Annotated in this window: 14 protein-coding genes; 8 read left to right on the top strand and 6 right to left on the bottom strand. The window is 64.4% G+C overall.

The window, feature by feature from the left end:
• Positions 1 to 49 precede the first annotated feature (49 nt).
• The 3 genes from BMZ70_RS23190 to BMZ70_RS23180 all read left to right on the top strand — a co-directional run bounded on the left by BMZ70_RS23190 (position 50) and on the right by BMZ70_RS23180 (position 2,578).
• Positions 50 to 496: a PaaI family thioesterase gene (locus BMZ70_RS23190; RefSeq protein ID WP_229205566.1), complete on the top strand. Its 447-nt coding sequence runs from the start codon at positions 50 to 52 to the stop codon at positions 494 to 496.
• Positions 497 to 539: 43 nt separating this feature from the next.
• Positions 540 to 1,736, top strand: a complete 1,197-nt coding sequence (locus tag BMZ70_RS23185) for an acetyl-CoA C-acyltransferase (RefSeq protein WP_092279949.1) — start codon at positions 540 to 542, stop codon at positions 1,734 to 1,736.
• A 68-nt stretch (positions 1,737 to 1,804) separates the two neighbouring features.
• The gene (locus BMZ70_RS23180) at positions 1,805 to 2,578 is read left to right on the top strand and encodes an enoyl-CoA hydratase (RefSeq protein ID WP_092279947.1); all 774 of its coding nucleotides are present in this window, start codon (positions 1,805 to 1,807) and stop codon (positions 2,576 to 2,578) included.
• Between the two features lie 3 nt (positions 2,579 to 2,581).
• On the opposite strand, the gene BMZ70_RS23175 is transcribed toward BMZ70_RS23180, so the two are convergent.
• Together BMZ70_RS23175 and BMZ70_RS23170 are read right to left on the bottom strand one after the other, a co-directional pair.
• Complete coding sequence (locus tag BMZ70_RS23175; RefSeq protein ID WP_092279945.1) at positions 2,582 to 2,950, bottom strand: hypothetical protein; 369 nt, start codon at positions 2,948 to 2,950, stop codon at positions 2,582 to 2,584.
• Between the two features lie 61 nt (positions 2,951 to 3,011).
• The gene (locus BMZ70_RS23170; protein WP_092279943.1) at positions 3,012 to 3,410 is read right to left on the bottom strand and encodes a VOC family protein; all 399 of its coding nucleotides are present in this window, start codon (positions 3,408 to 3,410) and stop codon (positions 3,012 to 3,014) included.
• Positions 3,411 to 3,545: 135 nt separating this feature from the next.
• Here BMZ70_RS23170 and BMZ70_RS23165 point away from each other — a divergent pair, with 135 nt between their 5' ends.
• Positions 3,546 to 5,066: a right-handed parallel beta-helix repeat-containing protein gene (locus BMZ70_RS23165; RefSeq protein WP_165403585.1), complete on the top strand. Its 1,521-nt coding sequence runs from the start codon at positions 3,546 to 3,548 to the stop codon at positions 5,064 to 5,066.
• On the opposite strand, the gene BMZ70_RS23160 is transcribed toward BMZ70_RS23165, so the two are convergent.
• Together BMZ70_RS23160 and BMZ70_RS23155 are read right to left on the bottom strand one after the other, a co-directional pair.
• Complete coding sequence (locus tag BMZ70_RS23160; RefSeq protein ID WP_092279939.1) at positions 5,029 to 5,706, bottom strand: GntR family transcriptional regulator; 678 nt, start codon at positions 5,704 to 5,706, stop codon at positions 5,029 to 5,031. The two genes, BMZ70_RS23165 and BMZ70_RS23160, sit on opposite strands and share 38 nt — an antisense overlap.
• Positions 5,703 to 6,647 (bottom strand): dihydrodipicolinate synthase family protein, encoded by a 945-nt coding sequence (locus tag BMZ70_RS23155; protein ID WP_092279937.1) that lies wholly within the window; start codon positions 6,645 to 6,647, stop codon positions 5,703 to 5,705. Before BMZ70_RS23155 ends, BMZ70_RS23160 begins: the two co-directional genes overlap by 4 nt.
• 148 nt (positions 6,648 to 6,795) lie before the next feature.
• Between BMZ70_RS23155 and BMZ70_RS23150 the strand changes: the two genes are divergently transcribed.
• On the top strand, positions 6,796 to 8,823 hold the full coding sequence (locus tag BMZ70_RS23150) for a M13 family metallopeptidase (protein WP_092279935.1): 2,028 nt from the start codon (positions 6,796 to 6,798) through the stop codon (positions 8,821 to 8,823).
• 4 nt (positions 8,824 to 8,827) lie between these two features.
• On the opposite strand, the gene BMZ70_RS23145 is transcribed toward BMZ70_RS23150, so the two are convergent.
• The gene (locus BMZ70_RS23145; protein WP_092279933.1) at positions 8,828 to 10,045 is read right to left on the bottom strand and encodes an MFS transporter; all 1,218 of its coding nucleotides are present in this window, start codon (positions 10,043 to 10,045) and stop codon (positions 8,828 to 8,830) included.
• A 159-nt stretch (positions 10,046 to 10,204) separates the two neighbouring features.
• On the opposite strand from BMZ70_RS23145, the gene BMZ70_RS28960 reads away from it, so the two are divergent.
• The 3 genes from BMZ70_RS28960 to BMZ70_RS23130 all read left to right on the top strand — a co-directional run bounded on the left by BMZ70_RS28960 (position 10,205) and on the right by BMZ70_RS23130 (position 14,089).
• Positions 10,205 to 10,813 (top strand): PEP-CTERM sorting domain-containing protein, encoded by a 609-nt coding sequence (locus BMZ70_RS28960; protein WP_165403586.1) that lies wholly within the window; start codon positions 10,205 to 10,207, stop codon positions 10,811 to 10,813.
• A gap of 95 nt (positions 10,814 to 10,908) precedes the next feature.
• Positions 10,909 to 13,008, top strand: coding sequence for a DUF3500 domain-containing protein (locus BMZ70_RS23135; RefSeq protein ID WP_092279929.1), 2,100 nt, complete (start codon positions 10,909 to 10,911; stop codon positions 13,006 to 13,008).
• Positions 12,992 to 14,089, top strand: coding sequence for a HupE/UreJ family protein (locus BMZ70_RS23130; protein WP_130301052.1), 1,098 nt, complete (start codon positions 12,992 to 12,994; stop codon positions 14,087 to 14,089). The genes BMZ70_RS23135 and BMZ70_RS23130 overlap by 17 nt, the downstream gene beginning before the upstream one ends.
• On the opposite strand, the gene BMZ70_RS23125 is transcribed toward BMZ70_RS23130, so the two are convergent.
• Positions 14,074 to 14,820: a substrate-binding periplasmic protein gene (locus BMZ70_RS23125; protein WP_229205565.1), complete on the bottom strand. Its 747-nt coding sequence runs from the start codon at positions 14,818 to 14,820 to the stop codon at positions 14,074 to 14,076. The two genes, BMZ70_RS23130 and BMZ70_RS23125, sit on opposite strands and share 16 nt — an antisense overlap.
• Positions 14,821 to 14,983 lie beyond the last annotated feature (163 nt).

Below are 14,983 nucleotides of genomic sequence, written 5' to 3'. Positions count from 1 at the left end.
GATCCTGAAGCTAGCGTTTAAAGTTTTACTTTTCGTGAGGCCGAGCATCGTGTACGAACGTATCAAGCAGCAAATGATGGACACCCTGCCGCTGGTGCGTACGCTGGGGATCAGGATCGACGACATCGGCAACGGCACTTCCAAAGTGTCGATGCCGGATGACCCGAAGCTGCACAATCACTTGGGCACGCCGCATGCCGGCGCCTTGTTCACGCTGGCCGAAACGGCTTCCGGCGCGGCAATGGCAGGCGGCTTTGCGGACCTGATCCTGGGCCTGCGCCCGGTCGCCAAGGAATCGCGCATCCAGTACCAGAAAGTGGCTCACGGCGCGACGCGCGCCGAAGGCCGCGTCCCTGGCGACGTGGCGGCGCTGAAGGCAGAGCTGAAACAGCAAGGCAAGGTGGCGTTCCCGGTGGAGGTCGATATCTTCGACGCCGCCGGCACGCTGGCCGCACAGGTTCAAGTGGATTGGTATTTATCCGAGAAGCGCAGCTAAAGCTAGCGCCTAGTCTTCGATCAAAAATTTTTGGAAGAACAAAATGAGCAAACAAATTCAAGAAGCGTACATCGTCGCCGCGACCCGTAGCCCGATCGGCAAAGCGCCGCGCGGCATGTTCAACAAAACCCGCCCGGACGACCTGCTGGTGCGCGTGATTCAATCGGCACTGGCGCAAGCGCCTGGCCTGGATCCAGCGCTGATCACCGACGCCATCATCGGCTGCTCGTTCCCGGAAGCGGAACAGGGCTTCAACATCGCCCGTCAATCGGTGCTGCTGGCAGGCCTGCCACGCACCGTCGGCGGCGTGACCATCAACCGCTACTGCGCATCGGGCATCACCGCGCTGGCAATGGCTGCCGACCGCATCCGCGTGGGCGAAGCCGACGTCATGCTGGCAGGCGGCGTTGAGTCGATGTCGATGGTGCCGATGATGGGCATCAAGCCATCGATGAACATGAACATGTTCACCGACGACAACGTCGGCATGGCATACGGCATGGGCCTGACCGCTGAGAAAGTGGCCGAGCAATGGAAAGTGTCGCGCGAAGACCAGGATGCGTTCGCCGTTGAATCGCACCGCCGCGCCATCGCTGCGCAGCAAGCTGGTTTCTTCAAAGACGAAACCACCCCGGTTGAAATCATCACCCGCACCCCAGACCTGGCCACCGGCGAGATCAAAGTGAAAACCCGCACTGTTGATACCGACGAAGGCGCGCGTCCGGAAACCACGATGGAAACCCTGGGCAAGCTGAAGCCAGTGTTCGCCGCCAAAGGTTCGGTCACCGCCGGTAACAGCTCGCAGATGTCGGACGGCGCCGGCGCGCTGCTGGTGGTTTCGGAGCGCATCCTGAAAGAACACAACCTGACTCCGCTGGCCAAGTTCTCGTCGTTCGCCGTCAAAGGCGTGCCGCCGGAAATCATGGGCATCGGTCCTAAGTTCGCAATTCCGGATGCGTGCAAAGCCGCCGGCATCACCCAGGACCAACTGGACTGGATCGAGCTGAACGAAGCGTTTGCAGCACAGGCGCTGGCCGTGGTGCGCGACCTGGGCCTGGATCCAGCCAAAGTGAACCCGATGGGCGGCGCGATTGCACTGGGCCACCCGCTGGGCGCCACCGGCGCGATCCGCGCAGCGACCGTGGTGCACGCACTGCGCCGTAACAACCTGAAGTACGGCATGGTCACCATGTGCGTCGGCGCAGGTATGGGCGCAGCAGGCATCATCGAGCGCGTGTAATCACGATATCGCGATAGAAAAGGGCGCTGAGGTTCAACCCAGCGCCCTTGTCATTTTTGGAGACACATATGGATATTCTGAGCAGCATTAACGACGGCATCCTGACCCTGGAATTCAACCGTCCGGAACGCAAGAACGCGATCACCGCCGAGATGTACCAGCTGATGGCAGACGCCCTCAACGACGCCGAAGGCAACGCCGACGTGCGCGCCATCCTGATCGTCGGCAAGCCGGAGATTTTCACGGCCGGCAACGACCTCGAAGACTTCATGAAAAACGCGCCATCGAGCGGTGCGATCGAAGACCGTTCGGTGTACAAATACATGATGGCCCTGAGCGGTTCGACCAAACCGGTGGTAGCGGCAGTGTCGGGCAACGCGGTCGGCATCGGCACCACGCTGCTGATGCACTGCGACCTGGTGTACGCCGCCGACAACGCCAAGTTCTCGATGCCGTTCGTGCAGCTGGGCCTGTGCCCTGAGTTCGGTTCCAGCCTGCTGCTGACGCAGATCGCCGGCTACCCGCGCGCCGCCGAGAAGCTGATGCTGGGCGAAGCCTTTGGCGCGCAGGAAGCGCTGGAGATGGGCCTGGTATCGAAAGTGCTGCCGGTGGATGAACTGCGCGCCTTCGCCGAAGGCCAGGCCGCCAAGCTGGTGGCGCTGCCAGCGAGCTCGATCCGCGCCACCAAGCAACTGATGAAAGCCGCCCGCAAAGGCCCGGTGAGCGAAGCCATCGCCGCCGAGAACGTCCACTTCGGCAAAATGCTGTCCGCCCCCGAAGCGCGCGAAGCCTTCATGGCCTTCTTCCAGAAGCGCAAGCCGGACTTCAAGCAGTTCGCCTGATAGTCAGTGAGGCAGGTAGCGCAGAACAGCGATAACAAAGCTGGCCTGCGCTATCGAGACTGCGATGAACCATTTCAGTATGTCAGCCTTGAGCTCCGCAATTTGCTCTTTGACATAAAGCGCTACCCACTCTTTTAGCCGTACTTCTAGTTCATTCAAGTCACGCTTGGTGGCGACCTCAAGCTCCTTCAAGCCGACCTCAAGTTTCTTCATGCCGTCTTTAGTGGCGACTTCCAGTTCCTTCAAGCCATCCTTTGTGGCGACTTTGGTTATCACTTCAGTCAATATTTGCGCGTGTACTTCCGCCTGCTCACGCGGTACGCCGACCGCTTCAAGCCGCTTGCAATAACCGAGGGTGTCGAGGGAGTTCATTCGATCAGTATGTGCTTTTCCTCGGCGATTGCAAGAGCTGCGCTATGAGTTGCATCAATACCTAAATCCCCGACTTTGCCCACACCAGATTCCACAGGTGGCCGTCGAGGTCCTCGAAGCCTTGGTCGTACATGAAGCCGTGGTCTTCGGGCGGGTGGGGGATGCGGGCGCCGGCGGCGGTGGCTTTGGCGATCAGGCTGTCGACTTCTGCGCGGCTCTCGCAGCTCAGGCAGATGATGACTTCGTTGGCTTCTTTGGCCTGCGCTACCGGCTTGTTGATGAGGGACTGGAAGAACGCTTCGGTCATCAGCATGGCGCGGATGTCGTCTCCCACAATGTGCATGAAAGCCGCCTGGTCATTGCTGAATTTCTGGCTGAAGCTGAAGCCGAGCGCGGCGAAGAAGGCTTTGGATTTTTCCAAATCCTTGACCGGCAGGTTGAAGATGATCTCTTTTTTCATGACGCCTCCACGTTGAAAAGTTGAATACTACCTTCTTACGACGAATGGGCGCGTCTGAAATCGACAAGTGTGGTATCGTTAACTTATTCTATTGCTGAATGGGGCGCGTCCATGAGTAAACTTGGCTGGCTTTTCTTGATTTCTGCCCTGGCGATGGCCGAGGCGTCGGCGGCGACGGTGCAGGTCGACTGCTCCGGCGCCAGCGCGGCCCCAGTGGTCGGCAGTCTGGCGGAGTTGAATGCCAGGCACTTCGCGGCCGGCACGCGGATCTTGTTCAAGCGCGGCGTCACCTGTCTCGGCAGCTTTGTGCCGCAGGCGGGCAGTTCCGGCGAGCCGGGCAAGCCGATTGTGGTGGGTAGCTACGGCGACCCGGCGACAGGACGGGCGGTGATTGCGGCCGGCGGCAGCGATGCCAGCAAGGTCGCGCGCGCGGCGGTTCATCTGTACAACCTCCAGCACTGGGAGATCGAAGGGCTGGAGCTGACCAACGATGGCCCAGGCGAAGGCGCGCGCGTTGGCTTGCTGGTGCAGCTGGAGGACTTCGGCGTCGGCAGCCACTACCATGTGCGCGATGTCTATGTGCACCATGTGCGCGGCTACCTGAAGGATGCGCCGGGCAGCGAGCATGTCTACAAGGAGACGGGCGGCATCCTGTTCAACATCACGCGCCACGGCGCCAATCAGCGCAAGACGCGCTTTGATGATGTGCTGGTGGAGAACAGCGAGATCTTCCACGTGGACGCCATCGGCCTGTCGACGCGCTCGGCGTGGATGTGCCGCGTTGGCGGCGCGCCGTGCGGCGACTATCTGCCGTACAAGGACAAGAGCGTGCCACTGACCGCAGCGGCGGCGGACGATTACACGCCGTCCACCAACATCGTATTCCGCAACAATCATATTCACGATATCGGCGGCGACGGCATTGTGGTACGTACCGCTGCGCAGCCGCTGGTGGAAGCCAACCTGCTGCACGATATCTGGATGCGGGTGGCGGGCAACAGCGCCGGCGCCTGGGCCATCAACACCGACGGCGCGCGCTTCCAGTACAACGAGATTCACCACGTGCGCTACCAGCCGCCGTGGGAGCCCGGCGACGGCATGGCGTTCGATGCCGATCTGGGCACGCGCGATACGCATATCGTCGCCAACTACAGCCACGACAACGAAGGCGGCTTCATGCTGTTCTGCGGCTGTGGCGACGATGGGCTGGGCCATCCGGCGCAATCATCTGGCACGCTGGTGGAGAACAACCTCAGCATCAACGATGGCCGCCGCGTGATCGTGTTTGCCGGTTCGCAGAGCGCGCTGGTGCGCGGCAATCTGGTGTTGAACACGCAGCCGGGACTGCTGTCGCCGGCGGCGGAAAACACTGGCATGGGGAGCCGCAACGCCGGCGATATCCGCGACAACATCTTCTACCACGGCGCTAACGCCGGCACGCTGTGGCGCAAGATGGATCCGGCGCTGCGCCATGAGGACATCCGCTGGAGCGGTAACCGTTTCTACGGCTACCAGCTCAGCGGCCCGTTCTTCGAAGGCGATCGCCCCAACACCAACCAGCCAGCGGCCAGCTTCGATCCTGAAGCCGTTGTTCGCAACTGGTTTGCGTCCACTCGCTTCAGGGAGCGTGGCTACCGGCGCGTTGCGACAAAATGAATTGTTCCAGATCCTTGCTGGCGTGCTCGATGTGGCGCTTCAGCAGGGATGCAGCGCCGCGCACGTCGCCGGTGCGGCAGAGCTGCACCAGTTCTTCATGCTCCTGCTGCGCCTGGCGGATGCTGTCGGCGCTGAGCGATAGCTGCATGCGCGTGTAGCGATCGGTCTGCTGCAGCAGCGTGGCCACAATCGCCGCCGTGCGCGGCTGCTCCGCGCGCGACAGCAGCACGTCGTGCAATCGCGTGTTGAGCTCGCCCCAGCGGGTGGTGTGCTGCGCGTGTAGCTCCACCTTGTATTCGGCCAGGATGGCGTCCAGCTGCGCGTAGTCCTCCGCCGTCAGCTTGGGCGCCGATTTCTTCAACAGCACCGGCTCCAGCAAGCTCCGCAACATAAACAGCTCGCTGATTTCATCGATCGACAGCCCTGACACCACCGCGCCTTTGTGCGGGACGATTTTCACCAGTCCCTCGCCTTCCAGCTGCACCAGCGCCTCGCGCACCGGAATCCGGCTGATGCCGAATTCGGCCGCGAGCGCGTCCTGCCGCAGCGAGACGCCTTCCGGCAGCTCGCCCGACATGATCTTGCGCCGCAGGGCGTCTGCTGCCTGCTCCGCTACCGTGGTGACGGCAAAGCCTTTCACGCAGCCACTTCTTTCGACCAGTTGGCGTACCAGGTGCGGAACAGCGCGTATTGCGTTTCCGCGTAGCGGCGCTGGCTGGCGCTCAGTTCGTCAGTCGCGTTGAAGTGCAGGGTGTATTCCATGTCGCCGTTCAGCACCATCAGGTATTTGTAGAACAGCACCAGGTCGGTGCCTTCGTCGAACGAGGACAGCACCAGCAGCGCGGCTTCCAGTTCGCGGGCCTGGCGGCGCGCCACGGCGTCGCCGGCGGCAGCCTTGCGCGACAGCGACACCAGTTGCAGCACTTCGCGCGGCAGCGCATTGCCGATGCCGGTGATGGCGCCGGTCGCGCCGCAGTTGACGAAGCCGTGGAACACCTGGGTGTCCACGCCCACCATCAAGGTGACGTCGTTGTCCTGGCTGGTGATGTGCTCGGCTGCGTAACGCAGGTCGGCGGCGCCGCCGAATTCCTTGAAGCCGATCAGGTTAGGGTATTTGGCGCGCAGTTCGAAGAACAGGTCGGCGCGGGTGGCGAAACCATAGTAGGGGCTGTTGTAGATCACAGCCGGCAGTTTTGGGGCCGCTTCCAGCACGGCCGAGAAGTGGGCTTTCTGCGCCGCCGGCGAGGAGCCGCGCGACAGCACGCGCGGAATCACCATCAGGCCGTGCGCGCCGACCTTGGCGGCGTGGGCCGCGTGCGACACGGCTTCCTGCGAGTTGACCGCGCCGGTGCCGACGATGGTCGGCACGCCGGCCGCCACCAGACGGGCCACGCCTTCCTGGCGCTGCGCTTCGGTCAGCAGCGGCCAGTCGCCCATCGAGCCGCAATACACCACGGCGCTCATGCCGGCGTCGATCAGTTCACGGCCTTTTTTGACCAGCGCGTCGAAGTCGGGCGTGCGGTCGGCTTTGCAAGGCGTCATCAGGGCCGGGATGGTGCCGGTGAAAATATTGTCGCTCATGGTGTTCTTCCGAGTAGTTGTTGAGGAGGTCAAAACATCATACCCAAGTTTTGGATATTTTATACAATCCAAATTTGCGATGTGCAGCTTTCGTCATGTAACATGCTGATTAATAACGAAAATCTTAATGTTCTAACAAGGAGTGCCCGTGAAACGTTCGCTTATCAGCGCCGCCTGCTGCGCCATGCTGGTCCTGTCCACCCCGTCGCTGCACGCGCAACAAGTCTCCGGCATTGACCTGAAAACCCTGGATACGGCCGTGCGGCCGCAGGACGATTTCTACGCCTACGTCAACGGCATCTGGGTCCGCAATACGGAAATCCCGGCCGACAAGTCGACCTGGGGCACCTACATTGAATTGCGCGAAATCGCCCAGGGCCAGCTGCGCTCCGTGATCGAATCCACGGTCAAGCAGCCGGGCAAGGCCGGCAGCGAGACGCATAAGATCGCTGACCTGTACACCAGCTTCCTGAACGAGAAGGCGCGCAACGCCGCCGGTTTCAAGCCGCTGCACGCCGAGCTGGCGCGCGTGGCGGCCGTCAAGGACAAAGCGCAGCTGGCGGCCCTGTTCGCCTACCTGCAAGGCAACGGCATCCAGACGCCATTCTCGGCCGGCGTGTCGCCGGATGCGCAGAACCCCGAGATGTACACCGTCAGCGTCAACCAGTCCGGTCTCGGCCTGCCGGACCGCGACTACTACCTGAAGGATGATGACGCCAAGCTGAGCGGCGTGCGCGCGAAATACCAGCAGCACATCGCCACCATGCTGGCCATGAGCGGCGACCAGGACGCGGCCGCCCACGCCGCCCAGATCATCGACATCGAAACCCGTCTGGCCAGTGTTCAATGGACCCGCGTGCAGATGCGCGATCCGGTCAAGTCCTACAACCGCGTCGCCTTCGACCAGTTCGCCGCGCTGGCGCCGGGCTTCGACTGGCAGGCTTACTTCACCGCCGCCGGCCTGGCGCCGAAGGCGTCGTCGGCCGTGGTGCGCCAGCCGAGCTTCCTCACCGGCTTGTCCGACATCATCGCCAGCGTGCCGCTGGATGCGTGGAAGAGCTACTGCAACTGGCGCATCATCGAGAGCTATGCTTCGTATCTGGACAGCGCCGCCGTCAAGGAGCGCTTCGCCTTCGAAGGCACGGTGCTGCGCGGCGTGCCGCAAAGCGAACCACAGTGGCAGCTGGCGCTGCGCTTCACCGACGGCGCGCTGAGCGACGCGGTCGGCAAGCGCTACGTGCAAACCTGGCTGCCGCCGGAAACCAAGCCGCGCGTGATGGCCATGTTTAACAACTTCGTCGCCTCCTTCAAGGACGGCATCGACAAGCTGGACTGGATGAGTGCGGAGACCAAGAAGGAAGCGCAGGCCAAGCTGGCCGCGTTGAAACCGAAGATCGCCTACCCGGACAAATGGCGCGACTACAGCAGCATGAAAACCAGCCCGACCGACCTGATCGCCAACGTGCGCGCGGCGCGCGTCTGGAGTCGCCAGAACAACCTGGAAAAACTGGGCCAGCCGGTCGACCGCGATGAATGGTCGATGACGCCGCAAACCGTCAACGCCAGCTACAGCCCGCTGCTGAACGCGATCACCATTCCGGCCGCCATCCTGCAGCCGCCGTTCTTCAACGTGAAGGCGGAGGACGCGGTCAACTACGGCCTGCTGGGCATCACCTTCGGCCACGAGATCAGCCACGCCTTCGACGATTCCGGCAGCCAGTACGATGCCCACGGCCGCCTGCGCAACTGGTGGACCGCCGAGGACCGCGCGGCCTTCAAGGCGCGTGCTGCCGGCCTGGTCAAACAGTACGGCGCCTACAGCCCGGTGCCCGGCTACTTCATCAACGGCGAGCTGACCTTGGGTGAAAACATCGGCGACAACTCCGGCCTGTCGATCACCTACAACGCCTACCAGCGCTCGCTGGGCGGTAAGCCGTCGCCGGTGATTGACGGACTGACCGGCGAACAGCGCCTGTACATCGGCTTTGCGCAGAAGTGGCGCGCCAAGCTGCGCCCGGAAGCGGCGATTGCGCAGATCAAGAGCGATCCGCATTCGCCGGGCGAGTTCCGCGCCAAGGGCACGGTGATGAACCAGCCGGGCTTCTATGAAGCGTTCGGCATCAAGCCGGGCGATCCGATGTACCTGCCGCCCGAGCAGCGCGTCATCATGTGGTAAGCCGTCAGGCGGCAGCTGGCTGCAGGGCGGCGCCGTTGCGCCGCTCCAGCAGCACCGACACGCCCAGCACCACAATGCCGCCCAGGGCCAGCAGGGCGCCCACCGGGCCGGTCGATTGCAGGCTCATGCCGTGGGCGATGGCCAGGCCGCCGCACCAGGCGCCGGCGGCGTTGGCGCAGTTGAAGGCGGAGTGATTCAAGGCCGCCGCCACGGTTTGCGCATCGCCCGCCACGTCCATCAGGCGCGTCTGCACCGCCGGGCAGACGGCGATGCCGCAGCCGATGGCGAACAGGTTCAGCGCCACGCTCCACAAATGCGCGCTCGAGTAATAGAAGGCCGACAGCGCCGCCGCATTCCACACCAGCGCGCCGAAGATGGTCCACAGGCGCGAGCGGTCGGCAAACCAGCCGCCCACCAGGTTCCCCACCGTCATGCCGACCCCCATCATGGCCAGCAGCACCGGCAGCGCGGCCGGCGATACCCTGGTCACTTCCAGCAGCGTTGGCGTGACGTAGGTGTAGACCGCAAACAGGCCGCCAAAACCCACCGATACCATCAGCAGCGTCACCCACACTTGCACGCGGCGGAACACGCCCAGTTCGCGGCGCGGGCTGGCATTGCCGGCGGCAATGAAAGGCACGTAGCGGCTCACCATCGCGGCCGTGGTCAGGCCCAGCAGGCCAACCACCAGGAAGGTCGAGCGCCAGCCGAAGCCTTGGCTGAGCCAGGTCGCCAGCGGCACGCCGAACACGTTGGCGATGGTCAGGCCCAGCAGCACGCGCGAAACGGCCTGCGCGCGCTTGTCCGGCGCCGCCATCGCAGCCGCCACCAGCGCCGCCACGCCGAAGTAGGCGCCGTGCGGAATGCCGGCGATGAAGCGCGCAGCCAGCAGGCCGCCGTAGCCGGGCGCGGCGGCGCTCAGCAGGTTGCCGGCCGCGTACAGCGACATCAGCAGGATGAGCATGGCGCGGCGCGGCATGCGCGCCAGGAAGATGGTGATCAGCGGCGCGCCGAACACCACGCCCAGCGCGTAGGCGCTGATCATGTAGCCCATGTCGGGCAGGGTGGCGTGGAGGTCGTTGGCCACCACCGGCAGGATGCTCATCGAGGCGAATTCGCCAGTGCCGATGGCCAGGCCGCCGATGGCCAGCGCCAGGCTGGCCAGTCCGGCGCCGCGCGGTGCGGTGATGAGAGGGAGGTCGGAAATCTGTTCGTGCTGCATGGGAATTGACGCAAAACTGCGGGCAAAAAGGGTCAACCATAGCATGTTTGCCCCTTTGCCGCCGGCGGCGATGAAACTCTTCTATCGTGCGCATCCGCGCCTGATGCTGAGTTAAACTAGGTGAACATTATAATTTTTATATTAAAAAAGGGGATGGTCATGAAGAAACTCGCACTCGTAGTGGCTTTGCTGGGGCTGGCAGGTGGCGCGCTGGCCGATACCAATGTGGCGCTGAATGGCGCGGTGACCTTGTCGGCAACCGCCGGCTTCGGCGACAGCGCCGGCTGGGGCGGCGCCGATTTGGCCGCCGCGTCCACGGTGACTGACGGCGTGTTCCTGCCGATCAACACGCAGTGGAATACCGGCACGGTGTTCTGGAGCGGCGACTATGGCGTCGACACCATCACGGTGACGCTCAACCATAAATCTTCGGTCAGCAGCCTGGCGCTGCAGGGCGACAACGACAACAACTACCTGATCGAGTATCTCGACAGCGCCAATACCTGGCAGACGGCTGCCGTCATCTCGCCCAACCGCAGCTGGGGCCAGGACAATGGTTACGCCACCCTGGGCAGCCCGGTGGTCACCACGGCCTTCCGCATCAGCGGCGCGCCGGGCGCGGGCGATTTCCAGTTCTCGGTGTCGGAATTCCAGGCCAACGGCTCGGTGGTGCCGGAACCGGCGACCTACGCCATGCTGGTCGCCGGCCTGGGCTTGCTGGGCGTGGCCGCGCGCCGCCAGTCGCACAAGGGCAACGCGGGCTGTTAAAGAGGGTAAAACCGGGCAAAACGGCCGTAAGGCGCCGGTTTTCGGCTTGATGGGTGGCTAAAGTTTGCTTTCCTTAATTTCGGAGAAAGCAAACTATGCATATCTCGAGCCGGGCGCTTGCCGTCTACGCCACTTCCTTGTCGCTGCTGCTGTCCGGCTGCAGCGGCAGTTCGGATTCGTCCACCTCGACCAGCGCTGCCAGCAGCGCCAGCGGGCCAGCCATCAGTCTGCAGCCAGCCTCCGCCATTATTCCCGCCGGGTCCAACAGTGTGCTGTCGGTGGTGGCCACCGGCAGCGGCCTGACCTATCAGTGGTATCTGGGCGGCGCCGCGATTGCCGACGCCACGGCCGCCACCTACACCGCCACCGAGGCCGGCACTTACTACGTGGTGGTGACCTCGTCCGCAGGTTCGGTCACCAGCGCCAATGCGGTGATCACGGTCAGCAGCGCGCCTGTCATTACGGCCCAGCCTTCGGGCGCGACCATCCTCACCGGCACCAGCCAGACCTTGTCCGTTACGGCCGATGGGCTGGAGCTGGGCTATCAGTGGTACAAGGATGGTACGGCCATCGATGGCGCGACCCGTCCGACCTACGCGGCATCGGCGGCCGGCAGCTACACGGTGGCGATCACTAACACGGCCGGCACCACCACCAGTTCGGCGGCGGTGATTGCAGTGTCGTCGTCGGTGACGGCGCCGAGCATCAACGTGCAGCCGGTGGCGCAGACCGTCAATGCCGGCACCAGCGCCACCTTGTGGGTCACGGTGAACGGCGTCAGCCCGTCCTACCAGTGGTATCGCAACGATGTGGCGATTGCCGGCGCGACCGATCGCATCTACAAAATCAACACGACCAACGCCAGCAGCGCCGGCAACTACAAGGTGGTGGTGACCAACACTGCGGGCGCCGTCACCAGTGCGAGCGTGGCGCTGACGGTGAATGTGGTCAGCGCCGGCGCCAACACGCCAGCCGTGGTCAACGCGGCCAATGCCTTCCTCGCCACGCTATCGGCGGACCAGAAGACAGTGGCCAGCTCGGCCACCTCGTCGACCACGGTGCTGTTCGACTATGCGCTGGCGAACGCCAACCAGTGGACCAACCTGCCGGGCTCGCGCCACGGCCTGCGCCTGAATGCGAGCACGCTGAGCGCGGCGCAACTGGCGGCGGCCAATCTGGTGATCGCCAAGGCGCTGAGCGCCAACGGCATCACGCTGCTCAACGAGTTGCGCGCGGCGGACCAGGTGCTGGCTGGCGGCATGGCGTCCGGCGGTGGCGCAGGCGGTGGCGGGACCATGCCGGGCGGCGCTACGCCGCCAACCGATGGCACCTTCACGCCGCCAACCGACGGCACCTTCACGCCGCCGACGGACGGCGCCGGCGCCGGCGCCGGTGGCGCGGGAGGCACAGGCGGCACCGGCTTCGCGCTGGACTACGGCAGCGACCTGTACTCGATCGCGTTTGTCGGCACGCCGTCGGCCACTTCGCCGTGGATCCTGCAAATCGCCGGCCACCACCTCGCGTACAACATCACCTACAACACCGGCAAGGTCAGCGCGACGCCGAACTTTGTCGGCGTCGAGCCGCCTAACTGGACTGTTGGCGCCGACGGCGTGGTCGACGTCAAGGCCAACGCCAGCAGCGCCGGCAAGCAGCACGCGCCGATGGAGAAGCAGCGCGCCGCCGTCTACAACCTGGCGCAAGCGATCTACGCCGACAGCGCCTCGTCGGCAGCGGCCAAGCTGCCCGGCACCTTCACCGATGTGATCATGGGCGCTTCGGGCAATAGCGACGGCAACTTCAAGTCGCTGGTGTATCCGACCAGCGGCCGTGGCCTGCAGTACTCGGCCATGAACGCCAGGCAGCAAACCTATGTGCGCGCGGCGATCGAAGCGTGGGTCAACACGCAGGCGTCGGACGTGGCGGCCACACTGCTGGGCGCCTACCTCGCCGACGACGCGCTGGCCAATACCTACGTCGCTTACGGCGTCGGCCAGAATGGTGTGAAGGCCGACTTCAGCGCTTACCCGAACGCGGCGGCGTCGCCGCTGGAGGCACAGCACTCCTACATCCGCATCGACGGTCCGCGCGTGTGGATCGAGTTCGTGGTGCAGCAGGGCGTGGTGTATGGCACCGACATCCACTACCACACCATCTGGCGCGACAAGACCAATGACTATGGCGGCAGCTTCTAAGCGCCTGCTGGCGTTATGCCTGCTGCTGTGGGGAGTTGCGGCGGCAGCGCATCCCTCGCCGCAGTCGGAAGTCCTGCTGGAAAGCCGGCAGGACAGCATCCGCGCCGAGCTGACGCTGCCGCTGGATGAGCTGAAGCTGGCCATCCCGCTGGACAAGCTCGGCGACGCCGCGCTGGCGCAATACCTGGCGGCCCACATCCGCCCGGTAGCGCCGGACGGTCGGGCGTGGCTGGTCAGGCTGGACAGCGTGCGCTGGCGGCGCGACCGGCAGCCGGCCGATCTGCTGGCGACGATGACGCTGCGGCCGCCTCCGGGCGCGCCGCTGGACCGCTTCAGCTTCAACGACGACGCCATCGCCCACCAGGTACCCAGCCACCTGACGGTGGTGGCCCTGCGCAGCGCGGCCGATGCGCCATCACGCCTGCTCGGAACGCTGCACTACGGCCAGCGCAGCGTGGAGGTGCAAGGCGCAGATCCGCGCTGGTGGGCCGGCTGCGCCGACCTGTTCCGGCTCGGCATGCAGCACATCGCCGAAGGCACCGACCACCTGTTGTTCCTGCTGACGCTATTGCTGCCAGCGGCCCTGCTGGCGCAGGACGGCAAGTGGCAAGGCTACGGTGGCATGCGCCATCTGCTGGCCTATCTGCTGAAGGTGGTGACGGCCTTCACGCTGGGCCATTCGGTGACGCTGCTGCTGGGCGCGTTCGGCACGGTGCGCGTGCCGGAGCAGCCGGTCGAATTCGCCATCGCGCTGTCGATCCTGTGCTCGGCGGTGCACGCGTGGCGGCCGATCTTCCCGCGCCGCGAAGCGTGGGTGGCGTTCGGCTTCGGGCTGGTGCACGGACTGGCGTTTGCCTCGGCCATCCGCGAACTGCAACTGAGCGGCGCGCGGCTGGCGGCCGGCGTGCTGGCGTTCAACCTTGGCATCGAAGCGATGCAGGGCTTGGTGATCGTGCTGGCCGCGCCGTTGCTGCTGTTGCTGGTGCGCCGACCGTTCTACCCGCGCGTGCGGCAATTGTCGGCGCTGCTGGCGGCGGCGATGGCGGTGTTCTGGATGGCGCAGCGCTATGGTTCGCCGTAGCGGCTGCGGATCGCACCGAGCACGCCTTGCTGTTCCAGCCGCGTGATGGCGGCGTTGATGTGGTCGAGGTCGGCCTGCGTGGTGGTGCTCTTGTTGAGCATCAGATGCACCGGCGCGCGCAGCACCACCAGCGGCAGGGCGCCGATGGCGGTGCCTTGCTGTTTGGCTTGATGGCGCAGCGCCAGCGTGTCGCCGAGGATCAGGTCGGCGCGGCCGGCGTCGAGCATGCGCAAGCCTTGCTCGAAACTGATGAAGGTGCTGAGTCGGCCGGACGCCGCCAGCGCCGGCTGCGCGCGCGCATAGGCGGCGCCATACCAGCCCACTTTCGGCGCCAGCAGCGAGACCTTGTCGCGCACCAGCACATCAAAGCTGGACAGGTGCTGGTAGTGGCGCTGCGCACCGGCGCGCGCAAACACGCCCACCGTCTCATGCCGGTAGGCGATGCTGAAGCGCGCATAGCGGCGCCGTTCGGTCGTATTGGAGGCCGACAGCATCAGGTCCAGCTGGCCTTGTTCAAACTCGCGCTGGCGGCGCGCGGTCGGCAGTTCGGGCTGCGGCGCCAGCTTGCAGCCGGCTTCCTTGAGGATGGCTTGCGCCAGTTCCCAGTCCAGTCCGGCAGGGCTGGCGTCGGGCTGGCGGTACAGATAGGGCGGCCACTGCTCGAGCGCCATGCGCAGCTCGCACGCCGCCGCTTGCGCGGCCACGCCCAGCAGGGCAACGGCGGATAACATGTGACGCGCTTGCATGAAGTAACCCTCGATCAAACTATGGCTACAATTTGCCAGATGGGGCGCGAATGTTCAAGCGTGCCGGCGTGTTGTCAAAAATAGTTGCAAATTTCGTAAATCAGCGATTAAAATAGCTTCACGGAAACTTTTGGAGCGCCGGAATGCC

It is taken from the genome of Duganella sp. CF402 (genome assembly GCF_900109645.1).
Taxonomy (GTDB): domain Bacteria; phylum Pseudomonadota; class Gammaproteobacteria; order Burkholderiales; family Burkholderiaceae_D; genus Rugamonas.
The sequence above is the reverse complement of the archived record's forward strand: the minus strand, read 5'-3'. Positions and strand labels throughout refer to the sequence as shown.

What these genes read in the sequence shown, in the direction of transcription:
- BMZ70_RS23145 (WP_092279933.1), bottom strand. Translation starts at nt 10,045, where the DNA reads ATGCAGCACGAACAGATTTCCGACCTCCCTCTCATCACCGCACCGCGC.
- BMZ70_RS23125 (WP_229205565.1), bottom strand. Translation starts at nt 14,820, where the DNA reads ATGTTATCCGCCGTTGCCCTGCTGGGCGTGGCCGCGCAAGCGGCGGCG.
- BMZ70_RS23175 (WP_092279945.1), bottom strand. Translation starts at nt 2,950, where the DNA reads ATGAACTCCCTCGACACCCTCGGTTATTGCAAGCGGCTTGAAGCGGTC.
- BMZ70_RS23130 (WP_130301052.1), top strand. Translation starts at nt 12,992, where the DNA reads ATGGCGGCAGCTTCTAAGCGCCTGCTGGCGTTATGCCTGCTGCTGTGG.
- BMZ70_RS28960 (WP_165403586.1), top strand. Translation starts at nt 10,205, where the DNA reads ATGAAGAAACTCGCACTCGTAGTGGCTTTGCTGGGGCTGGCAGGTGGC.
- BMZ70_RS23135 (WP_092279929.1), top strand. Translation starts at nt 10,909, where the DNA reads ATGCATATCTCGAGCCGGGCGCTTGCCGTCTACGCCACTTCCTTGTCG.
- BMZ70_RS23180 (WP_092279947.1), top strand. Translation starts at nt 1,805, where the DNA reads ATGGATATTCTGAGCAGCATTAACGACGGCATCCTGACCCTGGAATTC.
- BMZ70_RS23185 (WP_092279949.1), top strand. Translation starts at nt 540, where the DNA reads ATGAGCAAACAAATTCAAGAAGCGTACATCGTCGCCGCGACCCGTAGC.
- BMZ70_RS23170 (WP_092279943.1), bottom strand. Translation starts at nt 3,410, where the DNA reads ATGAAAAAAGAGATCATCTTCAACCTGCCGGTCAAGGATTTGGAAAAA.
- BMZ70_RS23155 (WP_092279937.1), bottom strand. Translation starts at nt 6,647, where the DNA reads ATGAGCGACAATATTTTCACCGGCACCATCCCGGCCCTGATGACGCCT.